Raw genomic sequence first — 23,546 nt, forward strand, 5'->3', positions numbered from 1 at the left:
CAGTTCGGCAGCTCGTTCCACGCGTAGCGGCTGCTCTCAGGCATACGGGAAGCCCTGCCTTCGGCGCGCGACACGCTCGGCTACGCATGCCCGGATAGCGGCGACCACGACACTACCGGTGGGACGGAAGGTGTTGTCCGGGAGATTGACCCACGCCCGGAACGCGGTGCCACGATCGGCCGGGCTGGGCAGCGCCACGGTGCCGCCCGCGCGCACCACCGAGACGTTGAGCCGGAACATCGCCGCGAACAGTGTCATGTCGTCCGGCAGATCGGGTCGCGTGAGGTAAGTCCACCGCTTCGACCGGGGATGCGACATGATCGGCCCGACCGCATAGTCGTGCCGCTGCATCCAGACCTTCACGTCCTGCCCCAACGTGGCGGGCATGATCACCGCCCACGCCACCCCCATGCGCAGGACTATGCGCCCCACGTGGGGTGGATCGACCTCCGCAGGAAGATCGCACACCTGCCGGTAGTAGGCGCACCGCGACAACGGCGTGTCGCCGAACGGTATCCGGCCCATAATCATCGAACCCCCTGCTCAAATCGATCGACGGTAGAGATGCGCCCGGTTCCGTGCGTGCCGTGAAACCAGGCATGAGGCGGGAATGAGCCAGCGGCGGCATTTGCGCTGAGCTCCCCCGTCCGGGCGCATTCAGCACACACCTCGAAGTCGCTGCGAGTAAGGTCGCCGCGGGTGTTGAAAGGTGGTGGATCGGTCTCTCCCAGTGAAGAAATGGCAGGGATGATGAACAGTGCGAACATGCACCTTTCCGAGTGGCTGGCCCGTTCAGGTTGGAGTCGTAGCGAATTGGCGCGCCGGGTGCGTGCCTTGGCGACCGAATGGGGCGAGCCCCAGATCAGGCCGGACGCTTCCAGCGTGCGCCGGTGGGTGGACGAGGGAGAACGCCCGCGCCCGCCGGTGCCGGCGCTGCTCGCCGACCTGTTCTCGGCGCGCTTCGGATATCGCGTGACGACCTACGACCTCGGCCTGGGCGAGATGCCGACGGTTGACCGCGCCCTCGTCTACAGCCCATCGTGGACACAGACACTCGACGCAGTCGCAGACCTCGGGAGGGCCGACGTGGATCGCAGGAAGTTTCTGTCCACAGCTCCGTTCGCGGCGGTCGCGGCGATCGGGCCGTCCCGCGACTGGCTGCTGAACACCCTCGATCAGCTGCCGGGCCAGCGGCAACGGGTACGGCTGGAAGACGTCACCGCCGTCAAGAACATGTTCGGCACCTTCCAGGAAATGGATATCTTCCAAGGCGGTGGGTCCGGACGGCTCGTCTTGGCGGCGTACATGAACGAGCACGTGTACCCGCTGCTGCGGCGTACCCATACCGAGGACGTCCGGTTGGCGCTGTGCGGTGCGGCAGCCGAACAGACCTACCTGCTCGGATGGATGGCGTTCGACAACGGCGAGCACGGTACGGCGCAGCGGTATCTCATCCAGGCGCTTCGGCTGGCCGAAGAATCCCGCGATCCCGCGCTCGGCGCTCACGTGCTGGCCGGACTGGCCGACCAGGCAACCTTGCTCGGGTATCCGCACGAAGGCCGACGACTTGCCCAGGCGGGCCGCCAAGGCCTGTCGAAGGTCGACGCGCCCGCTTGCCTTGCGGACCTGTGGACCCTGGAGGCTCGTTCGCTCGCTGTCATCGGTGACAAGGCCGGTACCGCGCACGCGATCAACGCAGCGGAAAACGCCTTCGCCCGGATCGAGCCCGACCGAGAGCCCGAGTGGGCACGCTTCATCGACCCGGCCTACATCTGCGGCGAGTGGGCGAACGCGTTCCGCGACCTCGGACAGTCGGAACAAGCCGCGGCGCACGCTCGCCGATCGATCGCGCACGCCCGCACGCAGAATCGCGCGCGCCGGGGCGCGCTCTCCCACGCCGCGCTGGCGGTCACCCACATTCAGAAGCGAGACCTCGAAGCCGCGCATGCGGCAGGGGTGCGGACGCTGGATCTGGCGCGCAAGGTCAAGTCCTCTCGCTCCGTGGAAGCCGTCCGCGATGTACAGCAACATATGGCCGCCTTCGGTCCGCACCCCTTGGTCGCGGACTTCAACGAACGAACCCGGACATTGCTCGCGGCATGACCGCGCAGCGCCGAGACCTCGGCCGCGGGAGGCTGGTGCAAGAGCGTCTCCAGGCGAACAGTCCCTCAAGAGGAGACTTCGCCCGTGGATTGGATTCCACCGAGCTTGGTCGGGTTGACCTGGAAGCGGATGTTTTCGATGCGGCCGTCGACGATGTCGTAGGTGAGCGCGCCGACTCGGTAGTCTCCGATGACGCCGATGATGCTGAGTTCGCCGTTGACGGTGGCGGATTCGAGGCGGATGCCGGCGGAGACCGGCTTGGTCATGACGCCCAGTATCCAGCGCGCCACGTGGTCCGGGCCGTGCAGTGGGCGGCGGGCCGCGGTGACGATGCCGCCGCCGTCGTTCCACAAGGTCACCTCGGGTGCGAGCAGTTCCATGAGGGCGTTGAGGTCGCCGCCGTGGCAGGCGGCCATGAACTTCTCGGTGATCTCTCTGCGGGATTCGTTGTCGGCGTCGAAGCGCGGGCGGCGGGTCTGCACGTGATTGCGTGCGCGGTGCGCGATCTGGCGGACGGTGGCATCGGGGCGATCCAAGAAGCCGCCGATTTCGGCGTAGGTGTAACCGAACACCTCGCGCAGTACGAAGACAGCGCGCTCGGTGGGATCGAGGGTTTCGAGGACGACCAGCATGGCGGTCGACACGGTGTCGGCCATTTCGATCTCCTCGGCGGTGTCGGGTGCGGTGAGCAGCGGTTCGGGAAGCCATGGGCCGACATAGGTTTCGCGGGTAGCCCGGGCGGAGGTGAGGCGGTTGAGCGAGAGGTTGGTGACGGTGCGGACCAGGTAGGACTTGGGGTGCTCGACGGCAGCCCGGTCTGCCGCGTTCCATTTCAGCCAGGCGCTCTGCAGGATGTCCTCGGCGTCGGCGACGCTGCCGAGCATCTGGTAGGCGGTGCCGAAGAGCAGGCGGCGGTGTTCGACGAAGGGGTCGCTCGGTGCGTCGATCTGCTCGGCGGCGGGTTGCCTCTCGGTGTGGTCCTGCATGCAACTCATACCTACCGGTCTCCAGGAGCGGGGTCCACTGGGAGGCCGGGTGCGTCGTCCGGCCTCCGTCGCGGGGCGATCATGCGGTGGCGCGGGTGGCACGGCCGCCCTTGGACAGCTGCACCTGCGCCTTCATGTACTTGCTCATCTTGAAGGCCAGCGGCGGGGTGCTGCTCACCGATTGCTTGTAGGCGACGGCGGCCTTGCCTTTGAGGTACCAGCGGTTCGGGGTGTCATCGGCGTGGGTGAACTGAATGACCGCGTCCTTGCGGCCCAGGCTCACCGGCTGGTGGAAGTAGCCGTAGCGGAACGGCTGCACGGTCTTGCCGCGCAGCAGCCGGGCCAAGGTGTCGGCGGTGTAGGCGGCGGTGGGCAAACCACTCTGGCACGTGCCGTGGACCTGGCCCCAGTTCTGCTGAACCAGCGCGGCGTCACCGATGGCGTGGATCTCCGGGTGCGACACCGAGCGCAAGGTCGGGTCGGTGATGATGAGACCTTTCACGTCCGTCGCGATTCCGGCCTGGGCGGCCAGAGGTGAAACCTTGACGCCGGTGGTCCACAAGGCCAGCTCCGAGGCGATCAGTTCGCCGGTGTCCAGTTCCACGGCGTCGGGCAGCACCTTGGTCACCTTCACGCCGACCCGGCGGACCACACCGAGCCGGTCGAGGACTCGGTTCAGGTAGGCGCGGGCCTTGTCCCCCATCATCGAGCCCGGTTCGGCATGGCTGACGAGCGTGACGGTCAGGTCCGGGTGCGCCTCGGCGATCTCGGCGGCGGCTTCGATGCCGGTGAGTCCGCCGCCGCAGACGGTGACGCCGCCACCGGCCAGGGCCACGTCGGTCAGGCGCTGCGAAAAGCGGTGTGCCCGACGGGGATCGTCGAGCGTCCATGCGTGCTCGTTCGCACCGGGGACGATGCTCGTGTCGGTGCTGCTGCCGAGCGCGTAGACGAGGTTGTCGTAGTGCAGGATCGCGCCGTCGTCGAGGGTTGTCAGGCGGGCCTCGGCATCGATGGCGGTGGCGGTGGCCTGGTGGAAGTCGACACCCGAACCGGTCAGCAGGGCGGGAATGGCGTAGTCGGCCAATTCCTGTCCGGCGGCGACCTGGTGCATGCGCAGCCGCTCGGTGAAGCGGGCCGAGGGGTTCACCACGGTGATGCGCACACCCAGTTTGCGAGTGTTGCGAGCCAGCCGGATGGCGGCCAGCATGCCGGTGTAGCCGGCGCCGAGGACGACGATTTCTCGGGCGGTAGTGGTGTTCATCGCTTGCTCCCTGGGGCTCGTTCTGCGTGGTCGGCTATGGGACAAGCGAGCCCGTCCGAACGTGACAACTCGTTGTTGTGACCTGCGTCACGGTGGCGTAGCAGGGCGGCGATGGGATTTTCGAACGATGATCGATCCGGGGCGGGAAAGATTCGCGTCGACCTCACCGGCGCACCGCAGACGATGCTCGCGACGCTGTCTGGACGGCCGAGCGTTTCGCTCGAACCCAGGTCCGGCGTCGAGTGGTACGAGCCCCTCGGCGATGAGCGGCACGGGGCGGTCGTACCGCCTACGGCGGACCATGGCGCGAGGAGAGGGAAGTTTCGTGCTCTTGCGTTCCGCAGCACTGCGCGAACACAAAAGCACTGTGGCCCCGAGCGATTCGCTCAGGGCCACAGGCCGAGGTGAAACCTACTTCTGCTCGTACGTGGCGACCAGCGTGGCGCGCGCCAGGGTGTGGGAGAACAGGTTGAAGCCGAGGTAGGCAGGCGTGGCGGTCTCGTCGATGCCGAGGCTTTCGACGTCGACGGCGTGCACGACGATGAAGTAGCGATGCGGGCCGTGGCCGGGCGGCGGGGCCGCGCCGACGAAGCCGTGGAAACCGCCGTCGTTACGCAGGGTGATCGCGCCGGTCGGCAGTGCGCCGCCCTCCTCGCCGCTGCCCGCGCCCGCGGGCAGGGAGGTCGCGCTGACCGGGATGTCGGCGACGGCCCAGTGCCAGAAACCGGACGCGGTGGGCGCGTCGGGGTCGTACACCGTGACCGCGAAGCTCTTGGTCTCCGCCGGGAAGTCCGACCAGGACAGCTGCGGGGAGATGTCCTTGCCTCCCGCGCCGAAGACGCCGCTGACCTGGTCGTTGTCGAACGGCTGGCCGTCGGTGACGTCGGTGGAGGTGAGGGTGAACGACGGCACCTGCGGCAGGGCGTCGTAGGGATTGTACGTCATGAAACCTCTCTTTGCGGATCGGATCAGCTGTGCAGTAGGAAGTGTTCCAGTACGCGGGTGCCGAATTCGAGGGCATCGACCGGCACCCGCTCGTCGACGCCGTGGAACAGGGCGGTGAAATCCAGCTCCGGCGGCAGCTGCAGCGGTGCGAAACCGAAGCAGCGAATACCCAAGCGGGCGAACGCTTTCGCGTCCGTGCCGCCGGAGAGCATGTAGGGCACGGTGCGGCCGCGCGGATCGTGGGCCAGCACGGCGGCGTTCATCGCGTCGACCAGATCGCCGTCGAAGGTCGTCTCATAGGAGTCGAGCTTGGTGATCCACTCGCGTTCGACGTCGGGGCCGATCAGTTCGTCCACCTCACGCTCGAACGCCGCCTGCCGCCCGGGCACCACGCGGCAGTCCACCACCGCCTCGGCGGTCTGCGGGATCACGTTGGCCTTGTAGCCGGCCTGCAGCATGGTGGGATTGGCCGTGTCGCGCAGCGTGGCGCCGATGATGCGCGAAATGGTGCCCAGCTTCGCCAGCTGGCCCTCGATGTCCGGACTCGACGGATCGAACTCCAGACCCGTCTCCTCGGCGACAGCGGCCAGGAAGGCGGCCACCGACTCCGAGAGCACCAGCGGGAAGGTGTGTTTGCCCAGCCGGGCCACCGCGTCGGCGAGGATCGTGACCGCGTTGTCCTCGTGCAGGAACGAGCCGTGGCCCGCGCGGGCCTTGGCACGCAACCGCATCCAGCCCAGCCCCTTCTCGGCGGTCTCCACCAGATACAGCCTGCGTTCGGTGCCGTCGGGGCGCGGCACGGTCAGCGAGAACCCGCCGACCTCCCCCACCGCTTCGGTGACGCCCTCGAACAGGTCGGGGCGGTTGTCGACCAGCCACTGCGAGCCCCACTTGCCGCCGTTCTCCTCGTCGGCCAGGAACGCGAAGACCAGATCGCGCGGCGGCACCGTGCCCTCGAGCTTGAACTGGCGGGCCACCGCCAGTGTCATCCCGACCATGTCCTTCATGTCGATCGCGCCGCGGCCCCACACGTAGCCGTCGCGCACCGCGCCGGAGAACGGGTGCACGCTCCAGTCCGCGGCCTCGGCGGGCACCACGTCCAGATGCCCGTGGATCATCAGCGCGCCACGACTCGGGTCCGCGCCTTCCAGCCGTGCGAAGACGTTGCCGCGGCCCTCCGCTCCGGACTCGACGTATTCGGTGACGTAACCCGCCTGGTGCAGCTGGTCGGCCACCCACTGCGCGCACTCGCGCTCTCCCTTGGTGGTGGCAAGGTCGCCGGTATTGGAGGTGTCGAAGCGGATCAGCGTGCTGACCAGCTCCACCACCTCCGATACCGCGCGGGAGTTTCTGTTCGGGTCGATTCCTTCGCCAGTTGCGGACACGCTCCCTTTCCTACCACCCGCGCGGCGCGGCAACCGTGTGGCCGGGGTGACACGGCGGTGTGCTGCGGCCCGCACGGTGCGTGATCATGCCCGGCACGGTTGTCGTCAGGATGATCGCAACTGTCCGCTCACGCCGTGCCGGGGCGCTCGATCTCGTCGGGGAACACCACCCGCACGAAGGCCCAGAAGCGGAACACCATGCCCAACGCGGTGCCGATCACCTGCGCGGCCACGAAGTCGGCCACGTTCTGGGTGACGAGGGAGACCTCGGGCACCTCGAGGTGCAGCACATACCGCGAGACCCACAGCGGTGCGGTGTTGATCGCGACGGCCAGGAAACTGACCAGGTAGAACAGCGCGGCCTCGTGATGCCCGCGCCGCCCGCCGCGCGCGTCGAAGGACCACTGCTTGTTCAGCACGTAGGACAGCGTGATCGCCGCCAGCACGGCGACCACCTTCGCCGTGACCGGGTGCGCTTCGAGCACAGTGCTCTTCAACGTCAAGAACACCGCGGTGTCCAGCGTGAACGCGGCGATACCGACGGAGGCGAAACGGAGTAGTTCTCGACGTCGTGCCTCGCCCCCCAGCACGGACGTCACCCGAGCGAAAACGGGGCGTTGGGAAAACAGCACAGGTAAAGTCTCCGGCACATGTCCCGACCCCACAACAAGATCGGCAGATTCACCGCACCGCTTGTTCCACGGGTGCACGGTCGGTGGATCGCGGGCAGGCGAGAAGCGTGAAGAAAGCCGAGCGGCGCACCCGTCCTCAGCAGACCGGATCCGACATCGCGGCGGTTGCCGTGGAGCCGATCGCCGTGATCGGCATGAGCTGCCGCTTCGCCGGGGGCGCTGATACCCCGGAAGCGTTGTGGCGGTTGCTGATCGAGGAGACCGATGCGATCGCCGACGACCCGCCGCCGGGTCGCTGGTCCGGTGACTACCGCGGCTCCGACCGGGCTACCGCGGGCAAGACGGTGTCGGTCGCCGGTGGATATCTGGCCGATGTGGCCGGTTTCGACGCCGAATTCTTCGGAATCACCCCGCGCGAAGCGGCCGATATGGATCCGCAGCAACGTTTGGCACTGGAATTGGCGTGGGAGGCATTCGAGGACGCCGGTATCCGGCCCGACCGGGTACCGCGGACCGGCGTGTATTTCGCCAATAAGTTCAACGACTATCGGGCCGTCAAACTCTCCCGCGGCGCCACCGCCATCACCCCGTTCACCAGTACCGGCGATGTCGAAGGGGTGATCGCCAACCGGGTCTCGTACTTTCTGGGTTTCGACGGCCCCAGCATGACCGTGAACGCCTCCTGCGCGGGATCGCTGGTCGCGGTGCATCTGGCCTGTCAGGCGCTGCGGGCGGGCGAGAGCGCGCTGGCGGTCGCGGGCGGGGTGCAGCTGAATCTGATCCCCGAGACCGCGATCGGGCTGTCGGCGCTGGGTGTGTTGTCCGCGCACGGCCGATCCCGTACTTTCGACGCCTCCGCCGACGGCTACGTGCGCGGCGAAGGTGGCGCGGTCGTGGTCCTCAAGCCACTGCGGCAGGCGCTGCGCGACGGTGACCGCGTGTACTGCGCCCTGCTGGGCAGCGCCACCAACAACAACGGCAGACATCACTCCATGCCCGCCAGCAGCGCCGACGGCCAGCGGCAATTGATCCGGCGCGCGTGCGCGCAGGCAGGCGTCGACCCTCGCACGATCGACTACGTGGAAGCACACGGCACCGGCACCGCGGTCGGCGACCGTGCCGAACTGTCCGCACTGGCCGATGTCTACGGCAGCGGCCGCGCGCCCGGCGCACCGCTGACGGTCGGATCGATCAAAACCAATATCGGGCACACCGAGGCGGCCGCGGGTATGGCGGGACTGGTGAAGGTGGCACTCGCCCTGTCGCATCGCCGCATCCCGCGCAGTCTCCATTTTCGGCGCCCGCCCGAGTATTTCGATCCGGCGACCGCAGGAGTGCGCATCGCCGACACCGCGCTGCCGTGGCCGCGGCACGACGGTCCGGCGCGCGCCGCGGTGAGCGCGTTCGGTTTCGGCGGCTCCAATGCCCACGTCATCGTCGAAGCGGCCCCTGCCACCGACCCGCTGCCCGCCGCCGACCCCGCCGAGCGGCTGATTGTGCTGTCCGCGCGCACCGAGACCGCGCTGCGGGCGCAGGCATACCGATTGCGTGAGCACCTGGTGCGCAACCCCGGCCTCCACCTGGGCGACCTCGCCCACACCCTCGCGAGGAGAACGCCGTTCCAGCATCGTCTTTCGGTGGTGGCCGACGGGGTGCAGCAGGTTGCCGAGTTTCTCGACGGCTACCTCGACGGAAACGCACCCGATCACTCCGACGACGCGCAGAACGAAGCGCTCGATGTCGTCCTGTCGGCGGCTCTGCGCCCCGGCACCGTCACCCGGCGCGACTTGCTCACCGCGGTAGGGATGCTGTTCGAGCGTGGCGCCGACCCCGATTGGGCGGCGGTGAACCCGCCCGGGCGGCCGATCCCGTTGCCCACCTATCCATTTCAGCGACAACGGCACTGGGCGGTCCCGCAGACGTTCGCCGCAGACAACGGCGTCGCTTCCTCGGAGCCGGCAGCCGAGCCGCTGTCCGAATCCGCTGTGCTCATTGGTCATCCGATGCGGAGCCACGCGTCCACCGAGCAGGCGACCGGCCCGGCCGGGTCGTCGGAGCGCACCCTCACACCGGCCGGATCCGCCGGGTCTTCGGTGCGGACTCCAGCATCGTCCGGCGCCGCCGCCACGCCGGTCGAGCGGTCGGCGCGGACCTCCGCACCGGCTGGAGCCGCCATGGCGGGTTCGGCAACGCAGGCGCGAGCGGACGAGCCACCAGCGGCGTTCGGCGAGCCGGAAGACACCGCCGGACCGGATGTCGCGGCGCTCGCCGCGTTGGTCACCGGGGAACTGGCCGAAGTCGTTGGCATCTCCCCCGACCGTGTGGCCGTCCGCCAGAACTTCGACCAGCTCGGCATCGGCTCGGTGCACGCCGTCGAGCTGTCCGCCCGCCTGTCCGCCCGCCTCGGCATCGACGTGCCCGCGGCCATTGTGTGGGGCTGCCCCACGGTCGAGTTACTGGCCGCCGAACTCGGCCTCCGCCTCGCGCCAGAACAACGCGCGACCGACCCGGCCGACCGGACGGCCTCGGTGAATCTCTCACCGGAGACCGATGAGGAAGCCCTTTCCACGGCGGAGCTGCTGGCTTTGAGCCGGGAACTACTCGGCTGAATCCGAGCAGCGCCGCCCTGTGACCGAGCCGTCATCGATCCGCGCCGCCACAACGCCGTCGGTCTGCCCGTCGAGTCGGATGATCAGCGCGGTCGGTGATGAGCGCCGCGTGAGACCGGGTCATCGACTCGATGGCCGCTCCGAGGCCAGCAGTTCGCGGGCCAGCGCTTCGCTCCACCAGCGTTCGACCGCCTCGGGCGACCAGCCGCGCTCGGTGACGAACGTGGTGTAGACGTCGATGTTGCACAGCGCGGCGTAGATGTCGGTGGCGGTGGAGACGTCCAGGCGTCTTCCTCGCCGCGGCGCTGCTGGGCTTCAGCATCGCGGGGGCCGAGACCGGATTCCTCTCCGACTGGCATGCCTGGCTCGGATACGTCAGTGCCGCATTGCTTTTCATTTCCTCATCGGCCGGTCCCTACAACGTCGACGGCACCAACCGCGTCGCGGTCGCCGGCCTGATCGGCTGGCTGGGGTGGGCGGCCTGGATCATCGCCTGCAGCGTCGCGCTGCTGGGCCGGTGATGCCGATGCGGCTTCCGCCGCCGCCCCTCGGGCGAACTAGGCTCTGGTCATGAAGGTCTTCGTCGCGGGGGCGACCGGCGCGATCGGACGATACGTCGTCGCGGCAGCGGTCGAGGCAGGTCACGAGGTCACCGCTTTGGCACGCACGCAGGAGAAGGCAGCCGCGGTGCGCGCCCAGGGTGCCAGACCGGTCACCGCGTCGCTGTTCGATCGAGACGAACTCCGCGCCGTGGTCGCCGGGCAGGACGCTGTGGTGAACATGGCCAGCGCCCTCCCCTCGGTCGCGCAGTTCATGTCCGACCGTGCCTGGCGCAGAAACGAGCACGTCCGCATCGACGGGTCCGCCGCCCTGGTCGACGCCGCACTGGCCGTGGGGGTCGAGCGGCTGATCCAGGAGTCGATCAGCATGCTCTACCCCGACAGCGGGCCGGACTGGATCACCGAGGAGGTTCCCGCCGATCGCTACCCCCGCGCCCTGTGCAGCATCGCCGCCGAGGACAACGCCCACCGCGTCACCGCAGCGGGCGGCAGCGGGATCGTGCTGCGCTTCGGGGTGTTCTGCGGCGTGGGCGCCGCCCACAGCGAACAGATGCTCGCCATGGCCCGCCGCCACATCGCGCCGGTCCTGGGTCGCGCCGACGCATACATCTCCACGATTCACCTGACCGACGCGGCCGCGGCCGTCGTCACCCCGCTCAATGCTCCCGCGGGAACCTACAACATCGTCGACGATGAACCGCTCACCAAACGCGAGTACGCCACCGCACTGGCCGCGGCTGCGGGCAAGCGGCCCTGGCTGCGCGCCCCCGGCCGCGCCGCCCTGCTCGGCGGCCACCGGCTCACCTCCCTGACCCGGTCACTTCGGGTGAGCAACAACCGCTTTCGCACCACCACGAACTGGTTCCCCCGCTACCCCAGCGCTCGCGAGGCGTGGCAAGCCACCGCCGCCCCGCTCGGCAGCGGCTCGTCCGAGGCGTAGGAGCCGACGGCGGTCGGAGCATGTGGTCGGTTGCGAGCCCCGACCGCCGACTCCGGGACCGTCAGGTCGTCACGGGCTCGGTGACGCGGCGGACCGGGCGGATGCGGATGCCCGACTCCGGGCGCAGGTTCACCGAGGCCAGCGGCACCACAGGGTGGGTCACGTCGAGTTCGAGCCGGAAACGCTGCACCGTCATGGCCAGGATCAGCACCATCTCCGTCATGGACATGTCCTTGCCCAGGCAGATGCGCGGGCCGCCGGAGAACGGGAAGAACGCGAACTTGTGCCGTTCGGCCACCGCCGCGTCGGCGAAACGCTCCGGACGGAATTCCTCCGGGGCCTCCCACAGTCGCTCGTCACGGTGAATGTAGTACATGCACAACGTGACTCGCGCACCAGCGGGCACGTGGTAGCCGCCGATCTCGTCGTCGTCGATCGGAGTGCGCTCGACGATCCAGGCCGGCGGATACAGCCGCATGGTCTCCTCGATCACCATGCGGCAGTAGCTCAGCTGCGCCAAGTCCGAGAACGCCGGGGTGCGATCGCCGATCGCCGCGCGCACCTCCTCGGCCAGCCGCTCCTGGATCTCCGGGTGGGTAGCCAGCAGATAGCACGCCCACGACAGCACATTCGCCGGGGACTCGTGACCGGCGACGAGCAGGGTCTTGATCTCGTTGAGCAGATCCTCCTCGCGCATGCCCTGACCGCCTTCGTCGCGGGCGCGCACCAGCGCGGTGAGCACGTCGGTGGTGTCGCCGCCGCGGCGGCGTTCCTCGATGAGATGGCGTACCACCTCGTCCAGTTCACCGACCTTGCGCGCGACCCGACGGGCTTCGGGTGTCGGGAAGGACTGCGGCAGCTTCACCGGCGCGTTCACCCGCTTCATGATGAACGCGAACGCCGCCCGCATCGCGTCGGTCACCTGGCCGGTGCCGGTGGACAAATCGATACTGAACAGGATTCGCCCGGTCACCGCGAGCAGCAGTTTCACGTAGTCGTCGTAGATGTCGCGGAACTGTCCGGCCGCGGCGTCCCAGCCGTCGAGCATCGCCGCGGCGCTGTCGGTGATGTCGTCGGCGAAACCCTTGACGTGGGAATGGGAGAACGCCGGGGAGATGAGTTTGCGTTGCGTGCGCCAGTAGTCCAAGTTGTTGGTGGTCAGCTGCCCGTCGCCGAGCAGGATGCTGAACTCGTCGTAGATCGGGCTCTTGCGGTAATTGGTGTAGTTGTCCTTGAGCACGTACTCGGTCATCACCGGGTCCGCGACGAGATACACCAGCATCGGGCCTGCCTTGACCCGCACGACGTCGCCGTAGCCCGCCAGCAGCGCGCCCACCGTCGTCAGCGGGTTCTTCGCCAGTTTCGGCAGCATGCGTCCGGTTTCCACCAGACCTGGCCCGGGTGCTTTCATGGTCCGACCTTTCACTTCAAGAGCTCGGCGTGCTTGCGCAGTTGATGCAGGTAGTCCTGTTTCTCCACCACCAGCGGGTACTGCTCGGCGTGGTAGAGCCGCAACCCGGCATACAGGTCGGGCTGGCGGCCCTGGGTGGCGCGATCGAAACGCTCGACCCGCCGGGGATCGCTCGCCTTGACCCGCAGGTACTCGGCGACCAGGTCGGCCTGTTTCTCGTAGACGTCCCAGTGTGAGCCGATCGGCCGCACCATCCCGACCACGAACAGATCGCGGGTGTGCGGCGGAAAGATGTTCAGATACAGGCCCGGTCGCAAACTGTCCCCGGCCCAGTTCAGATGGGCGCGGTCGACCACGGGATAGTTCGGGACGAACCCGGTGGCCAGCACCACCATGTCGACTTTCTCTTCGGTGCCGTCGGTGAAGGTCACCCGGTCGTCGTCGATCGCGGCGACGTCGGGCTTGGGCGTGATGTCGCCGTGGCTGTAGTGGTGGTGCAACTGGTCGCCGAGCATGGGTATGACGATGCCCTCGCCGAAATCGGGCACCGGCAGCCCGAACGAGCGGGAGCGGCCACGCAGATAGGAGAACAGCCGCTGGAAGGCCCGCTTGCGCAGCGGCCGCCACATCCGGCCCTGCAACATGCTGTCGGTCGGGCGACCCATCAGGTACTTGGGCATGCAGTAGAAGCCGCGCCTGCTGCTGTGCAGGGTCAGCGCGGCGTTGACCGCGCAGTCGGACAGGATGTCGGCCGCCGATTGTCCGGCGCCGATCACCAGCACCCGCTTGCCGAGCACCTGTTCGGGGTGCCGGTACTCGCTGGAATGCAGGACGGGCACCGTTGCCGAACCGGGGATGTCGATGCGTCGCGGCGTGCGGTCGTGTCCGGTGGCGATGACGACCCCCGCGTACGACCGCTCGGACCCGTCGGCCAGCGTCACCACCCAACCGTCAGCTCCCGGTTCTGTCCGCTGTACCGAGGTGTTGAACCGGATGTGCGGCCACAGCTCGAAGGCGTCGGCGTAGGAGTGCAGATAGCGCAGCACGAGTTCGTGACCGGGGTAGTCGGGATAGTCCTCCGGCATCGGGAATCCCGAGAACGCCTGCACGCCTTTGGACGCGATCACGTGCGTGTTGCGGCTGACCGGCGAGTCCGGCCGCCGCGCGTCCCAGATCCCGCCGATCCCGTCGGCCGCCTCGAGCACTTCGAATTCCAGGCCGCGCGCGGCGAACCGGCGGGCGGTGGCCAGACCGGCCGCGCCCGCGCCGATCACGCAATAGGTGCTCATCTGTTCCCTCTCCGCTGCCGCTCCCAGCCTTGGCCGCTCGAGCTCCGTCGTTCGTCATGCGCGGGGCCTCGCGCTGCCATGCTCGGCTGCGGCCCGCGTGCTCGTCCGCTCATGCCGCACCGACCCGCTCGGTCTGCGCGGATCGCGCGGGCGGGGCCGGTTCCGGGTCGGTGCCCGCGCTCGCCCGCCAGGCCACGACGAAGCAGGCGACGTAGATGAGCGTCTGTGCCACCAGCGTGAAGTAGACGTTCTCGTTGTAGACCGCGACGATCAGCCACGCCACGGTGAGCAGGGCGACCGTGCGTTTGCCCCCGCGCATCAGCCCCGCGTACACCGCCAGCATCCACACCGCGCCCACGGCGATGTACACCCACGGCCCGAACGGGGCACGGAACGACGCCAGCGTCAGCACCGCCAGCCAGATCGCCAACTGCTCGGCGCGCACCCGCGGCCCTTCGGCCCCGGCGGAGAGCCGCCGGTGGATGCGCACCGCGGTGACCGCGACCAGGATCAGCAACAGCAGCGTGTAGACGTTGGTGATCACGCGGGCGGGCCCGGTGGGATCGGCGATGTCCCAGCCCATGATGTTCGCCTTGTACGGCAGCCCGTACGGCGAGTAGTTGACCAGCTGATTGGCCCGTTCCACGAGCACGAACTGATGGAACTCCCCGCTGGCCAGCCGCTGCCAGGTGCCGTCGGACAGGAACTGCCGCCACGGTTCCCGGCCGAAGATCGCCAGCGTGGCCAGCGAATACAGCCCGCAGAACGCCGCGGTCCACACCGCGGGACGCCAGCGCCGCTGAACCAGCAGATAGACCAGCAGGATCGCCGGGGACACCTTGGCGATGATCGCGAACGCCAGCGCCGCGCCGCCGAAGACGTTGCGCCGCAGATGGAACAGGACCATGGCGCCCGCGCCGCCGACATACAGCACCAGCACGTGGATGTTGCCGATCTGCAGGGTCGCCAGCGTCGGCAAGCTGATCCACACCACCGGGGTCAGCGCCGCCAGCACCGCACCCTGCCTGCCGCCGATCCAGCGGGCGATGGCGAACATGGCCACCAGCACGATCGCCACGTACAGCGAGTACCACAGGGCGCGCAGCGTGGCGAAGTCGTGGCTGAACAGCAGCAGCAACCGCGGCAGCAGCAAAAACGGCGGCGGATACAGGTAGGCGTCGCGATCCTGCGGGGTCACCGCGGGCAGCACCGAATCCGCCTGTGGCGATGCGTAACGGTGGCGGTCGTAGAGACTCGCCGGGTCGTGCTCGGCCATGAGCGCACCGCTGACGTAGCCGGACAGGTGGGTCTTCTTCACCAGGAAGTCGTCGTCGGCCGACAGCGAGGCGTCCACGTTGTCGGCGTCGAGGATGAACTGGGTCAACCGGGCCAGCACCGCGACCACCAGCAGGATGCTCACGCTCCACAGCACCCGCACCACGATCGGTTTGCCGCGCACCACCTCCCGCCACTCGGCGGGCACCGTCGGCACGACGAGCACGAACAGCGCCGCGGCGCACACGATGCCGAGCACGGCGGTCACCGGCCCGGGGAGGCCGGTGAGCGCGAGCACGATCAGCACGACGGGGACGAGAATGCCGACCACGAACACCGCGTACATCGCGGCGTAGTAGTCGAGCGAACCCCGGAACCTGGTCCATGTCCTGGATATCATCTGCAACCTACGGCTTTCGGTTCCCGCGTCGCCCGGTGCGGGCCGCGCGGACGGTCTATCTGGTGGCTGCTCCGGCACGCTCGGCCAGCAGCGGAACAACCTGGCGCACCACGTCCTCGGGGGAAGGCGCGGCGCGCAGGTCGGCTCCGATCTGTTCGGCGGCGGCGCGGAAGCGCGGTTCGCGCAGCAGCGTGCGGATCGAGGTGGTGAGTGCTTCGATGTCGCCTTGATCAGCGGGGGTCTGCGCGGCGAGTCCGGCGCCGGCGCGCACCAGGCCCCTCGCGTAGTCGAACTGGTCGAACATCTGCGGTAGCACCAGTTGCGGCAGCCCGAACCATCCCGCGGTGAGGCCGGTGGTCGAACCGCCGTGGTGCACCAGCAGATCGCAGCCGGGCAGGAACAGGTTCAGCGGAACCTCTTCCACGACCCGGACATGGTCGGGCAGCTCGCCTACGGTGGCCCGGTCCGGCGCCGACAGCGCCACGACCACCTCGGCATCCTCGATGCCTGCCAGCGCCGCGAGCACCGACTCCAGCGGTCGCGGACCGGTCAGGCCGAGCGTGCTGCCGCCCATGCAGACCGCGATGCGTTTGCGGCCGTGCTCGTTGCGGTGCCACGGCGGCAGCGCGCCGGTGCCGTTGAACGGGACATAGCCCAGCGAAATGCCCGGTGCGGCGTCGGGCGCTTGCAGCCGCGGCGGGCAGATGTCGAGCACGGCGACCGGGTCGGCCAGCCGGGTGCCCGCCTCCTGCGCGAGTGCGGCGGTGCGTTCGGTGAACGGGCCCCCGGTGGGGTCGATCCCCCAGCGGTGCACCAGGACCGGCAGTTCGAGGTGCGCGCCGAGTGCTCGGCCGATGGTGGCCAGCGGGTCGGTGAGGATGACCTCCGCCGTCCAGTCGGTGGCCACCGCGGCGAAGGTGTCGAGGAATCGGCGGGCGTGGTTGTGCCAGTTCTGCGCGGCGATCTGCCACAGGCCCTGCCCGCTGGACTGGTCGCGGTCGGCGAACAGCGGAAGCGGGAACATGCCCGGGTTCACCTGGGTGCGCAGCTGGTCCATCGGCACGTTCAGCTCGGTCAGCTCGACAGCGTTGAGGCCCGAGCGCAGCGCGGTGGCCGTCACGTCGCCGCGCGAGGCGACCAGCACTTCGTGCCCGGCCAGCCGCAGCGCCCAGCAGAACGGCACCATCGCGAGCAGGTGCCCCGACGAGGGCACCGGCACGACGAGAAACTTCATCCGATCACTCCTTCGGCTTCATCCACTCCATCGGATTGGTGTGCCGAGGCACCCATGATGGAGCCGATTGCTCGGCGTTGCGGCGTTTTTCGACGACCACGATGTTGTGGTAGAAGTGCAGCGCCCCGATCCAGTCGTCGAAAGCGCCTGCCGCGCGGCCGGATTCCTTCTCGAATTCCTGGTGGTGCAAGGCGTCCACCAGGGTTTTCAGGTACCCGACGGTAATGGCCGGATCGTCGGTCGCCGTGCTGCTTCCGCCCCAGCCCGACCAGTAGGAGGTCTGGGTGTCCTCCACCACGTACAGCCCGCCGGGCCGCAGGTGCGCGAACAGCGACCGGAACGAGGCGATCACGTCACCGCTGATGTGGCTGCCGTCATCGATGACGATGTCGAACGGGCCCAGCGAGCGGCCGAGTTCGTCGAGGAACGCCGCATCGCCCTGGTCGCCGCGCAGCGGTTGCAGGCGCGGCTCGGCGATGCCGGACTTGTCGAAGTAGTCCAGCCCGAACACCAGCCCGCGGCGGAAGTACTGTTTCCACATCCGCAGCGACGCGCCGCCGACATCGGGCGCGGTGTATCCGCCGATGCCCAGTTCGAGTACCCGCACGCGGCTGTCGCGCAGCGGCGCGAAGTGCCGCTCGTAGTGCTGGGTGTACCAGTGCCCGCCCCACTTGTCCGAACCGAAGTGCAGCGACAGCGCGTTCAGATCGTAGTGCTGCGGGCGGCACGCGGTGACGATGCCGTCGGCGGCGACCGCGGCGGCGTCGCGGGCCAGCCGCCACGGGTCGTCCGGGGCGAAACTGCCCGGCCCCGGCTCGTCCTTGATCGCGATGGCGCGAGTGCCAACAACCGTGTCGGGCGGGCCGTAGACCGCGCGCAGCAGTTCCACCAGATCCTGGCGCACCACCAGCCACGGATCCTCCAGGGTGCCGGGCGCGATCGCCGGGTCGTCGGCGCCGAAGGTGACCAGATAGTCCAGCTGCTTACCCTCGTGGGCCAGCTCGAACACGGCGGTGACCGGCTGTCCGGGCCGGGTGCCGTGGCTCGCGCGCCAGGCGATCTCCTTCAGCACCGCGTCGGCGACGGTCTCGGTGCCGATCTCACCGATCCGTGCGGCGGTCTCCTCGTAGACGCCGTCGGCGACGGAGATCAACTGGGCGGCGAGCACGTTCTCGTCGTTCAAGGTCACGTCATCCATCCGTTCCGCCGGTGCGCACCGGCTCCGATTCCTCCGCCAGGCGCACGCCCTCGGCGACGAGCATGGCCCGCACCATGCCGTGAAAATCCACCGAAGGGCGCCACCCGGTTCGCTCCCGCAGCCTCGTCGCGTCGCCCACCAGCGGCTGCCTGCTGCGGGTGAGCACCGAGGAACGTTCGCGCACATGGTTTGTCCAGTCCAGTCCGGCCATGCCGAACGCGGCCGCGCACAATTGCGCGACCGTGTGGTGTTCGCCGGTGGCGACGACGAAATCGTCCGGCTCGTCCAGGGCTAGGATCCGCGTCATCGCCTCGACGTAATCCGGCGCGTATCCCCAGTCGGCGCCGGCGTCCAACCTGCCCACCTCCAGCGTGCCGGTCTCGCCGCGCTGGATCCGCGCCACGGCGCGCACGATCTTGCGGGTGACGAACTTCTCCGCCCGCAAGGGCGATTCGTGGTTGAACATGATGCCCGCGGCCGCGAAGACGCCACGGGCACGGTAGGCGCGGCAGGTCAGCAGCCCCGCCGCCTTGGTGACCCCGTAGATCGAGTCCGGTCGCAGCCCGCTGTCCTCGTCGCACACCGCGGCGGCGTCGGAGCCGAAGACATGCGAGGAGGCCGCGTAGAACAGGCGGGTGCCGGTGCGGTGCCGATCGATCGCCTCCGCGAAGTGCTGCACCGGCAGGGTGTTCACCCGGTGGGAGGCACGGGCCAGCTCGTGCGGGTCGCCGTGGTCGTCCTGCGACGAGTGCTGTACCGCCGCCAGCAGGTACACCTGCTCGGGCCGTTCGGACGCGACCAGCCGCCGCACGGCGGCGGCGTCGGTGATGTCGACCGGGCCGTCGCGGGTGATCCGCAGCACTCGTTCACCGCGCGCGGCGAGCAGGTCCGACAGCAGGGTGCCGTCCTGCCCTGCCGCGCCCGTGACGACGATGGTCATCTCACACCACGTCCAGTTCCGGCAGCGGGAACACCAGCCGCCCGCCCGCCGCGCGGAAGGCGCTCTCGCGCTCCAGCATCATGGTGCGGAAATGCCAGGGCAGCACGAAGAACTGGTCGGGCGCCAGCGCGCGCGCCTCGGCTTCCGACACGATCGGGATCGCGCTTCCCGGGGTGAACTTGCCGAACTTGTCGTCGTTGACCTCCGCGATGCACGCCAGATCCTCCGGACCGATGCCGCAATGCTGCAACACCACGTTGCCTTTGGTGGAGGCTCCATAGCCGAGCGTGCGCAGTCCGGCCTTGCGGGAGCGGTCGAAGAACTCCCGGACCTGTTCGCGATGCTGGTCGACCCGCTTGGCGAAGTCCGCGTACGGCTGGGGGGTGTGCAGCCCGAGCGCGGCCTCCTCCTGACGCATCAGATCCAGTGCGGCGGCATCCGCAGGCGACGGCACGCCCCGCTTGCCCAGTGTGAGGGCGAAGCTGCCGCCGTTGACGGTGTTGCGTTCCACCTCCAGCACCACGAAGCCGCAGCGCCGCGCCATCCATTCGATCTGGTCGAGGGTGTAGTACTCCAGATGCTCGTGACAGATGGTGTCGTAGGAGGTCGTGGCCAGCATCGCGGGCAGATAGCTCTGTTCGAGCACCCAGACGCCGTCGTCGGTGAGGCTGTCGTGCACCGTGCGCATGAAACCCAGCGGGTCGGGGACGTCGTAGAACATGGCGATCGAGGTGATCACCGTGGCTCGCCGCCCTTGCAGCGCCGATTCGACCAGCTCGCGGGTGAAGTAGCCGGTCACCAATCGCACGTGCGGCGGATAGAACCGGCGGAACTTCTCCCCCAGCGGGTCGATGCCCACGATCGTCGCCGACCCTTCGGGATAGGCGCGCAGCAGCGTCGCGTCGTTGCTGCCGATGTCGATCACCACGTCGTCGGGCGTCAACGGCACCCGCTGCCGGATTCTGGACACCCGGTGGGCGAGGTGCTCGATCATCGATCGATTCAGCCCCGAGCGGTATCCGTAACCAGGCGAATACATTTCGTCGAAATCGGCCGTGTGGCGCAACTGCACCAGCCCGCACTCCTCGGGACCGGTGGGCACACAGCGCACCAACTCCAAGGGGTAGCGCGGCACCCCGGTCGGATCGGTGGCCGGGAACACCCCGGTCAACGCCATCGTGCCGAGGTCGACGATCGTCTCGAGCCGGGTGTTGCCGCACACCCGGCAGCACCGCACCGCCACTGCTTGCGTCACGCGTTCTCCATATCGTGGGCCACCATCAACTCGACCAGTTCGGTGAAACTCGTGCGGGGCGACCACCCGAGCTTCTCGCGCGCCTTGGTCGGATCACCGGTGAGATGATGCACCTCGGCGGGCCGGAAATAGGTCGGATCGACCTCGACCAGCACCCGCGAAGTGCGCCGATCGATCCCCTTCTCGCCCAGACCGGTTCCCTCCCAGACCAATTCGACGCCGGTGGCGGAGAACGCGGTCTCACACAACTCGCGCACGCTGTGCGTCTCACCGGTGGCGATCACGTAGTCGTCCGGTTCGGGTTGTTGCAGCATCAGCCACATCGCCTCGACGTACTCCTTGGCGTACCCCCAATCCCGGCGAGCGTCCAGGTTGCCGATATAGAGCTTCTCCTGTTTGCCCTGCGCGATGCGCACCGCGCCCCTTGTCACCTTGCGGGTGACGAAAACCTCACCACGCCTGGGGGATTCGTGATTGAACAGCGTGCCGTTGACCGTGTACATCCCGTAGGCCTCGCGATGGTTCACCGTGATCCAGTACGCGTACAGCTTCGCCACGGCATATGGCGAGCGCGGATGGAACGGCGTGTCCTCGCTGAGTGCGACGTCGTGCAGACCGCCGTACAACTCCGAGGACGAGGCCTGGTAGAACCGGGTCGCGATGCCGGTCTTGCGGATGGCGTCCAGGATGCGCAGCGTGCCGATCGCGTTGGTCTCGGCGGTGAACTCCGGGATCTGGAACGAGATGTGCACGTGCGACTGCGCGCCCAGGTTGTAGATCTCCGCGGGGCGCACGTCCTCCAGGATCCGGTTGAGACTGCTGGAATCCATCAGATCCCCGTAGTGCAAAAACAGCCTGCGTTCGGAATGCGTATCGGGATACAGGTGATCTATCCGGTCGGTATTGAAATTCGACGCACGCCGGATAATCCCGTGCACCTCATATCCTTGCTGCAACAGGAATTCCGTCAGATAAGACCCGTCCTGGCCGGTGATGCCGGTTATCAGCGCCTTTCTCATCAAACCTCCAACCCCGAGACTAACCGGTAGCCAAATGGCGGGCAATACCTATCTTTCGGTCGCCGCCGGTATTAGAATTCGATTGCATGAGCGCGGCCTCCGAAAAAACTCTGGTAATGATTCCGACGTACAACGAGCGTCGCAACGTGGGCCCGTTGCTCGCTCAGATCCTCGAGCAGGGCACCGATTTCGATGTCCTGTTCGTCGACGACAACTCCCCGGACGGCACCGGCGATCTGCTCGATGAGCTGGCACGACAGCATGCGCCCCGCATCCATGTGCTGCATCGGGCCGGTCGTCAGGGTGTCGGCTCCGCGCACCAGGCCGGTATCCGCTGGGCCTACGCGCAGGGATATCGGCACATCATCACGATGGATTCCGATTTCGCGCATCCGCCGTCGTATCTTCCGGCATTGCGCGCGGCGGCGCCCGGTTTCGACATCGTCGTCGGATCGCGGTATCTGAAAGAGGACAGCCTCGCCGACTGGACTCCCTTCCGCAAGGTCCTCACCCGGGTCGGGCACTTTCTCACCGTGACATTGCTGCGGATGCCCTACGACGCCACCGGCGCATTCCGATACTACCGGCTGGACTCGATTCCGGTGGCCGCTTTCGATCGTGTCCGCTCGACCGGATACTCCTTCTTCTTCGAAAGTCTCTACATCCTCGCCGCCAACGGCTTCCGGATCGAGCAGGTGCCGATCCACGTCCTCAACCGCACCGCGGGCGCGTCCAAGATGCGCACCCGTGACGTGGCGACCAGCGTGCGCTTCCTGCTGGTGCTGTGCGCCGAGAAATACTTGCGCCCGAGCAGGCACCGCATCAGTTCGCTCGCGCATCGCTGACCCTCCGCCCGGCCAGCCAGTCGATCACCGCCGCCGCCTCCGGCCAGTCGGCGCCGGTGGCGGTGATCGGGAACTGGTCGTCCACATAGTCTTTGGCGAACTCCGATCGCGAGCCCACCGCGTCCCGTACTTCGGCCAGCGTCACGGTGGTGCGTGCGCCGACCTCGCGCAGGCCGGTGTCGTCGAGGTGGGCGGCGATCCAGTCGGCGCACCAGTCGACGGGGGCGAAGCTCTGGCGCGAGCGGCCGCTGGCGAACACCGGGCGGTCGGCGGCCATGTCGGCCAGCACGCCCTTGCGGTAGTTCCCGCCGTACATCGGTCCTAGGCGCACAACGAGATCATCTGCGCTGGAACACAACCGCTCGGCTTCCGCGCGATGGCGTCCGTACACGGTATCCAGCTGGGTGCGCGCGGAGATGCTGCTGATCTGCACGAACCGGTCCCAGCGCCACCGCTCGCGCAGCAGGCGCGTCTTGTCCACCGTCTCCGCGCGGTCGGCGCCGGGATTGTGGTCGGCCCAGAAACGCTTCGACGGGCAGGCGGCATTGACCAGCACGTCGTAGCGACCCGCCGTCCGATGCGCTTCATGGTCGGCGCGCACCACCGGCACCACCTCCCACCGGCCGCTGCTGCCGAGCGCCTCGACCAGCGCGGCGCCCACGTATCCCGCCGCGCCGACCACGGCCACGCGTAACCGGTTCATACGCGGTCCTTTACGGCGTGCGCGGCACCTCGAGCGGACGGACTCCGCCGCAGCCCGCCCGCCGTGCCGAGGTCGGCACGAGAACGGCTTGCCGCGCGCGCTTTCCCGATATCCGGTGCCCCGCTCACGCGCCGTTGCCTTCCAAGGTGTGCGGCAGTGGCGCCACCTGCACGATCGGCGGATCGCACTCGTCCCACGGCTTGGTCAGCATGGCGACGAACGTCAGCGGCGTGATCGAGTACACGGTGTGCATCACCCCGATGGGCGTGCGCGTGCAGATGCCCTTGCCCACGTGGATGAACTCCTCCGGGCAGTTCGGATCCTCGTGATCGTCCTTGGTCACCAGCACGCCGTTGCCCTCGACGAAGAGCAGGTACTCGACGAAATGCGGGTGGTAGTGCAGGCCACGCACCTTGCCGGGGTGCATGTAGATCAGGTTGAACTCCAGCAGTGGCTCCGGCGGGACCCAGGTGAAAATGCCGCCGCGCCCGTCGCGGACGGTGTCGAGGTTGCACGAGGGGGTGAGGACTTCGACCTTCATTACTGCATCCCTTCA

The 23,546-nt window shown here is 68.2% G+C and carries 21 protein-coding genes; 5 read left to right on the plus strand and 16 right to left on the minus strand.

Annotated features, from left to right (window positions below; translation table 11 throughout):
* Positions 1-36: 36 nt before the first annotated feature.
* The gene (locus HOV91_RS11855) at positions 37-525 is read right to left on the minus strand and encodes a DNA-directed RNA polymerase subunit beta (protein ID WP_174185422.1); all 489 of its coding nucleotides are present in this window, start codon (positions 523-525) and stop codon (positions 37-39) included.
* 240 nt (positions 526-765) lie between these two features.
* On the opposite strand from HOV91_RS11855, the gene HOV91_RS11860 reads away from it, so the two are divergent.
* Complete coding sequence (locus HOV91_RS11860; RefSeq protein ID WP_217440207.1) at positions 766-2,103, plus strand: NsdA family TPR-like regulatory protein; 1,338 nt, start codon at positions 766-768, stop codon at positions 2,101-2,103.
* Between the two features lie 65 nt (positions 2,104-2,168).
* Here the strand turns inward: HOV91_RS11860 and HOV91_RS11865 are convergent, their stop codons facing one another.
* The 5 genes from HOV91_RS11865 to HOV91_RS11885 form a co-directional block, all read right to left on the minus strand.
* On the minus strand, positions 2,169-3,089 hold the full coding sequence (locus tag HOV91_RS11865; protein ID WP_246350001.1) for an RNA polymerase sigma-70 factor: 921 nt from the start codon (positions 3,087-3,089) through the stop codon (positions 2,169-2,171).
* Between the two features lie 79 nt (positions 3,090-3,168).
* The gene (locus HOV91_RS11870; RefSeq protein WP_174185424.1) at positions 3,169-4,350 is read right to left on the minus strand and encodes an NAD(P)/FAD-dependent oxidoreductase; all 1,182 of its coding nucleotides are present in this window, start codon (positions 4,348-4,350) and stop codon (positions 3,169-3,171) included.
* 411 nt (positions 4,351-4,761) lie between these two features.
* On the minus strand, positions 4,762-5,295 hold the full coding sequence (locus HOV91_RS11875) for a YbhB/YbcL family Raf kinase inhibitor-like protein (RefSeq protein ID WP_174185425.1): 534 nt from the start codon (positions 5,293-5,295) through the stop codon (positions 4,762-4,764).
* 23 nt (positions 5,296-5,318) lie between these two features.
* On the minus strand, positions 5,319-6,680 hold the full coding sequence (locus HOV91_RS11880) for a M20/M25/M40 family metallo-hydrolase (protein ID WP_174185426.1): 1,362 nt from the start codon (positions 6,678-6,680) through the stop codon (positions 5,319-5,321).
* 128 nt (positions 6,681-6,808) lie between these two features.
* On the minus strand, positions 6,809-7,312 hold the full coding sequence (locus HOV91_RS11885) for a GtrA family protein (protein WP_174185427.1): 504 nt from the start codon (positions 7,310-7,312) through the stop codon (positions 6,809-6,811).
* 107 nt (positions 7,313-7,419) lie between these two features.
* Here HOV91_RS11885 and HOV91_RS40820 point away from each other — a divergent pair, with 107 nt between their 5' ends.
* The 3 genes from HOV91_RS40820 to HOV91_RS11895 all read left to right on the plus strand — a co-directional run bounded on the left by HOV91_RS40820 (position 7,420) and on the right by HOV91_RS11895 (position 11,421).
* On the plus strand, positions 7,420-9,921 hold the full coding sequence (locus HOV91_RS40820) for a beta-ketoacyl synthase N-terminal-like domain-containing protein (RefSeq protein ID WP_174185428.1): 2,502 nt from the start codon (positions 7,420-7,422) through the stop codon (positions 9,919-9,921).
* 386 nt (positions 9,922-10,307) lie between these two features.
* Positions 10,308-10,442 (plus strand): hypothetical protein, encoded by a 135-nt coding sequence (locus HOV91_RS40500; RefSeq protein ID WP_281370865.1) that lies wholly within the window; start codon positions 10,308-10,310, stop codon positions 10,440-10,442.
* A 49-nt stretch (positions 10,443-10,491) separates the two neighbouring features.
* On the plus strand, positions 10,492-11,421 hold the full coding sequence (locus HOV91_RS11895) for an NAD-dependent epimerase/dehydratase family protein (protein ID WP_174185429.1): 930 nt from the start codon (positions 10,492-10,494) through the stop codon (positions 11,419-11,421).
* A gap of 61 nt (positions 11,422-11,482) precedes the next feature.
* Here HOV91_RS11895 and HOV91_RS11900 read toward each other — a convergent pair whose 3' ends face one another.
* The 8 genes from HOV91_RS11900 to gmd all read right to left on the minus strand — a co-directional run bounded on the left by HOV91_RS11900 (position 11,483) and on the right by gmd (position 21,442).
* A complete protein-coding gene (locus HOV91_RS11900) occupies positions 11,483-12,832 on the minus strand; it encodes a cytochrome P450 (RefSeq protein ID WP_174185430.1) in 1,350 nt (449 codons plus the stop codon).
* A gap of 11 nt (positions 12,833-12,843) precedes the next feature.
* Entirely contained in the window at positions 12,844-14,121 is a 1,278-nt protein-coding gene (locus HOV91_RS11905) for a flavin-containing monooxygenase (protein ID WP_174185431.1), read from the minus strand.
* 109 nt (positions 14,122-14,230) lie between these two features.
* Entirely contained in the window at positions 14,231-15,796 is a 1,566-nt protein-coding gene (locus HOV91_RS11910; protein ID WP_174185432.1) for a glycosyltransferase family 87 protein, read from the minus strand.
* A gap of 55 nt (positions 15,797-15,851) precedes the next feature.
* Positions 15,852-17,030: a nucleotide disphospho-sugar-binding domain-containing protein gene (locus HOV91_RS11915; RefSeq protein ID WP_174185433.1), complete on the minus strand. Its 1,179-nt coding sequence runs from the start codon at positions 17,028-17,030 to the stop codon at positions 15,852-15,854.
* Between the two features lie 4 nt (positions 17,031-17,034).
* Positions 17,035-18,219 carry a class I SAM-dependent methyltransferase gene (locus HOV91_RS11920; protein WP_174185434.1) on the minus strand — a complete coding sequence of 395 codons (1,185 nt, stop codon included), beginning with the start codon at positions 18,217-18,219 and terminating at the stop codon, positions 17,035-17,037.
* Between the two features lies 1 nt (position 18,220).
* Positions 18,221-19,168, minus strand: coding sequence for a GDP-mannose 4,6-dehydratase (locus tag HOV91_RS11925; protein WP_174185435.1), 948 nt, complete (start codon positions 19,166-19,168; stop codon positions 18,221-18,223).
* Position 19,169: 1 nt separating this feature from the next.
* Positions 19,170-20,423, minus strand: coding sequence for a class I SAM-dependent methyltransferase (locus tag HOV91_RS11930; RefSeq protein WP_217440208.1), 1,254 nt, complete (start codon positions 20,421-20,423; stop codon positions 19,170-19,172).
* Entirely contained in the window at positions 20,420-21,442 is a 1,023-nt protein-coding gene (gene gmd, locus HOV91_RS11935; RefSeq protein ID WP_174185436.1) for a GDP-mannose 4,6-dehydratase, read from the minus strand. The genes HOV91_RS11930 and gmd overlap by 4 nt, the downstream gene beginning before the upstream one ends.
* Before the next feature lie 116 nt (positions 21,443-21,558).
* Here gmd and HOV91_RS11940 point away from each other — a divergent pair, with 116 nt between their 5' ends.
* Positions 21,559-22,287: a polyprenol monophosphomannose synthase gene (locus tag HOV91_RS11940; RefSeq protein ID WP_174185437.1), complete on the plus strand. Its 729-nt coding sequence runs from the start codon at positions 21,559-21,561 to the stop codon at positions 22,285-22,287.
* Here the strand turns inward: HOV91_RS11940 and HOV91_RS11945 are convergent.
* Together HOV91_RS11945 and HOV91_RS11950 are read right to left on the minus strand one after the other, a co-directional pair.
* Positions 22,265-22,990 carry an NAD-dependent epimerase/dehydratase family protein gene (locus HOV91_RS11945; RefSeq protein WP_217440209.1) on the minus strand — a complete coding sequence of 242 codons (726 nt, stop codon included), beginning with the start codon at positions 22,988-22,990 and terminating at the stop codon, positions 22,265-22,267. The two genes, HOV91_RS11940 and HOV91_RS11945, sit on opposite strands and share 23 nt — an antisense overlap.
* A gap of 124 nt (positions 22,991-23,114) precedes the next feature.
* Positions 23,115-23,531: a cupin domain-containing protein gene (locus tag HOV91_RS11950; RefSeq protein WP_043692050.1), complete on the minus strand. Its 417-nt coding sequence runs from the start codon at positions 23,529-23,531 to the stop codon at positions 23,115-23,117.
* Between the last annotated feature and the right edge of the window lie 15 nt (positions 23,532-23,546).

The sequence above is a fragment of the Nocardia barduliensis genome (assembly GCF_013315795.1).
GTDB classification, from domain to species: Bacteria; Actinomycetota; Actinomycetes; order Mycobacteriales; family Mycobacteriaceae; genus Nocardia; species Nocardia barduliensis.

Excerpts from the sequence above, each read along its gene's own strand:
- HOV91_RS11855 (WP_174185422.1), bottom strand. The coding sequence starts at position 525 with ATGGGCCGGATACCGTTCGGCGACACGCCGTTGTCGCGGTGCGCCTAC.
- HOV91_RS11860 (WP_217440207.1), top strand. The coding sequence starts at position 766 with ATGCACCTTTCCGAGTGGCTGGCCCGTTCAGGTTGGAGTCGTAGCGAA.
- HOV91_RS11865 (WP_246350001.1), bottom strand. The coding sequence starts at position 3,089 with ATGCAGGACCACACCGAGAGGCAACCCGCCGCCGAGCAGATCGACGCA.
- HOV91_RS11870 (WP_174185424.1), bottom strand. The coding sequence starts at position 4,350 with ATGAACACCACTACCGCCCGAGAAATCGTCGTCCTCGGCGCCGGCTAC.
- HOV91_RS11875 (WP_174185425.1), bottom strand. The coding sequence starts at position 5,295 with ATGACGTACAATCCCTACGACGCCCTGCCGCAGGTGCCGTCGTTCACC.
- HOV91_RS11895 (WP_174185429.1), top strand. The coding sequence starts at position 10,492 with ATGAAGGTCTTCGTCGCGGGGGCGACCGGCGCGATCGGACGATACGTC.
- HOV91_RS11900 (WP_174185430.1), bottom strand. The coding sequence starts at position 12,832 with ATGAAAGCACCCGGGCCAGGTCTGGTGGAAACCGGACGCATGCTGCCG.
- HOV91_RS11905 (WP_174185431.1), bottom strand. The coding sequence starts at position 14,121 with ATGAGCACCTATTGCGTGATCGGCGCGGGCGCGGCCGGTCTGGCCACC.
- HOV91_RS11910 (WP_174185432.1), bottom strand. The coding sequence starts at position 15,796 with ATGATATCCAGGACATGGACCAGGTTCCGGGGTTCGCTCGACTACTAC.
- HOV91_RS11915 (WP_174185433.1), bottom strand. The coding sequence starts at position 17,030 with ATGAAGTTTCTCGTCGTGCCGGTGCCCTCGTCGGGGCACCTGCTCGCG.
- HOV91_RS11925 (WP_174185435.1), bottom strand. The coding sequence starts at position 19,168 with ATGACCATCGTCGTCACGGGCGCGGCAGGGCAGGACGGCACCCTGCTG.
- gmd (WP_174185436.1), bottom strand. The coding sequence starts at position 21,442 with ATGAGAAAGGCGCTGATAACCGGCATCACCGGCCAGGACGGGTCTTAT.
- HOV91_RS11940 (WP_174185437.1), top strand. The coding sequence starts at position 21,559 with ATGATTCCGACGTACAACGAGCGTCGCAACGTGGGCCCGTTGCTCGCT.
- HOV91_RS11945 (WP_217440209.1), bottom strand. The coding sequence starts at position 22,990 with ATGAACCGGTTACGCGTGGCCGTGGTCGGCGCGGCGGGATACGTGGGC.
- HOV91_RS11950 (WP_043692050.1), bottom strand. The coding sequence starts at position 23,531 with ATGAAGGTCGAAGTCCTCACCCCCTCGTGCAACCTCGACACCGTCCGC.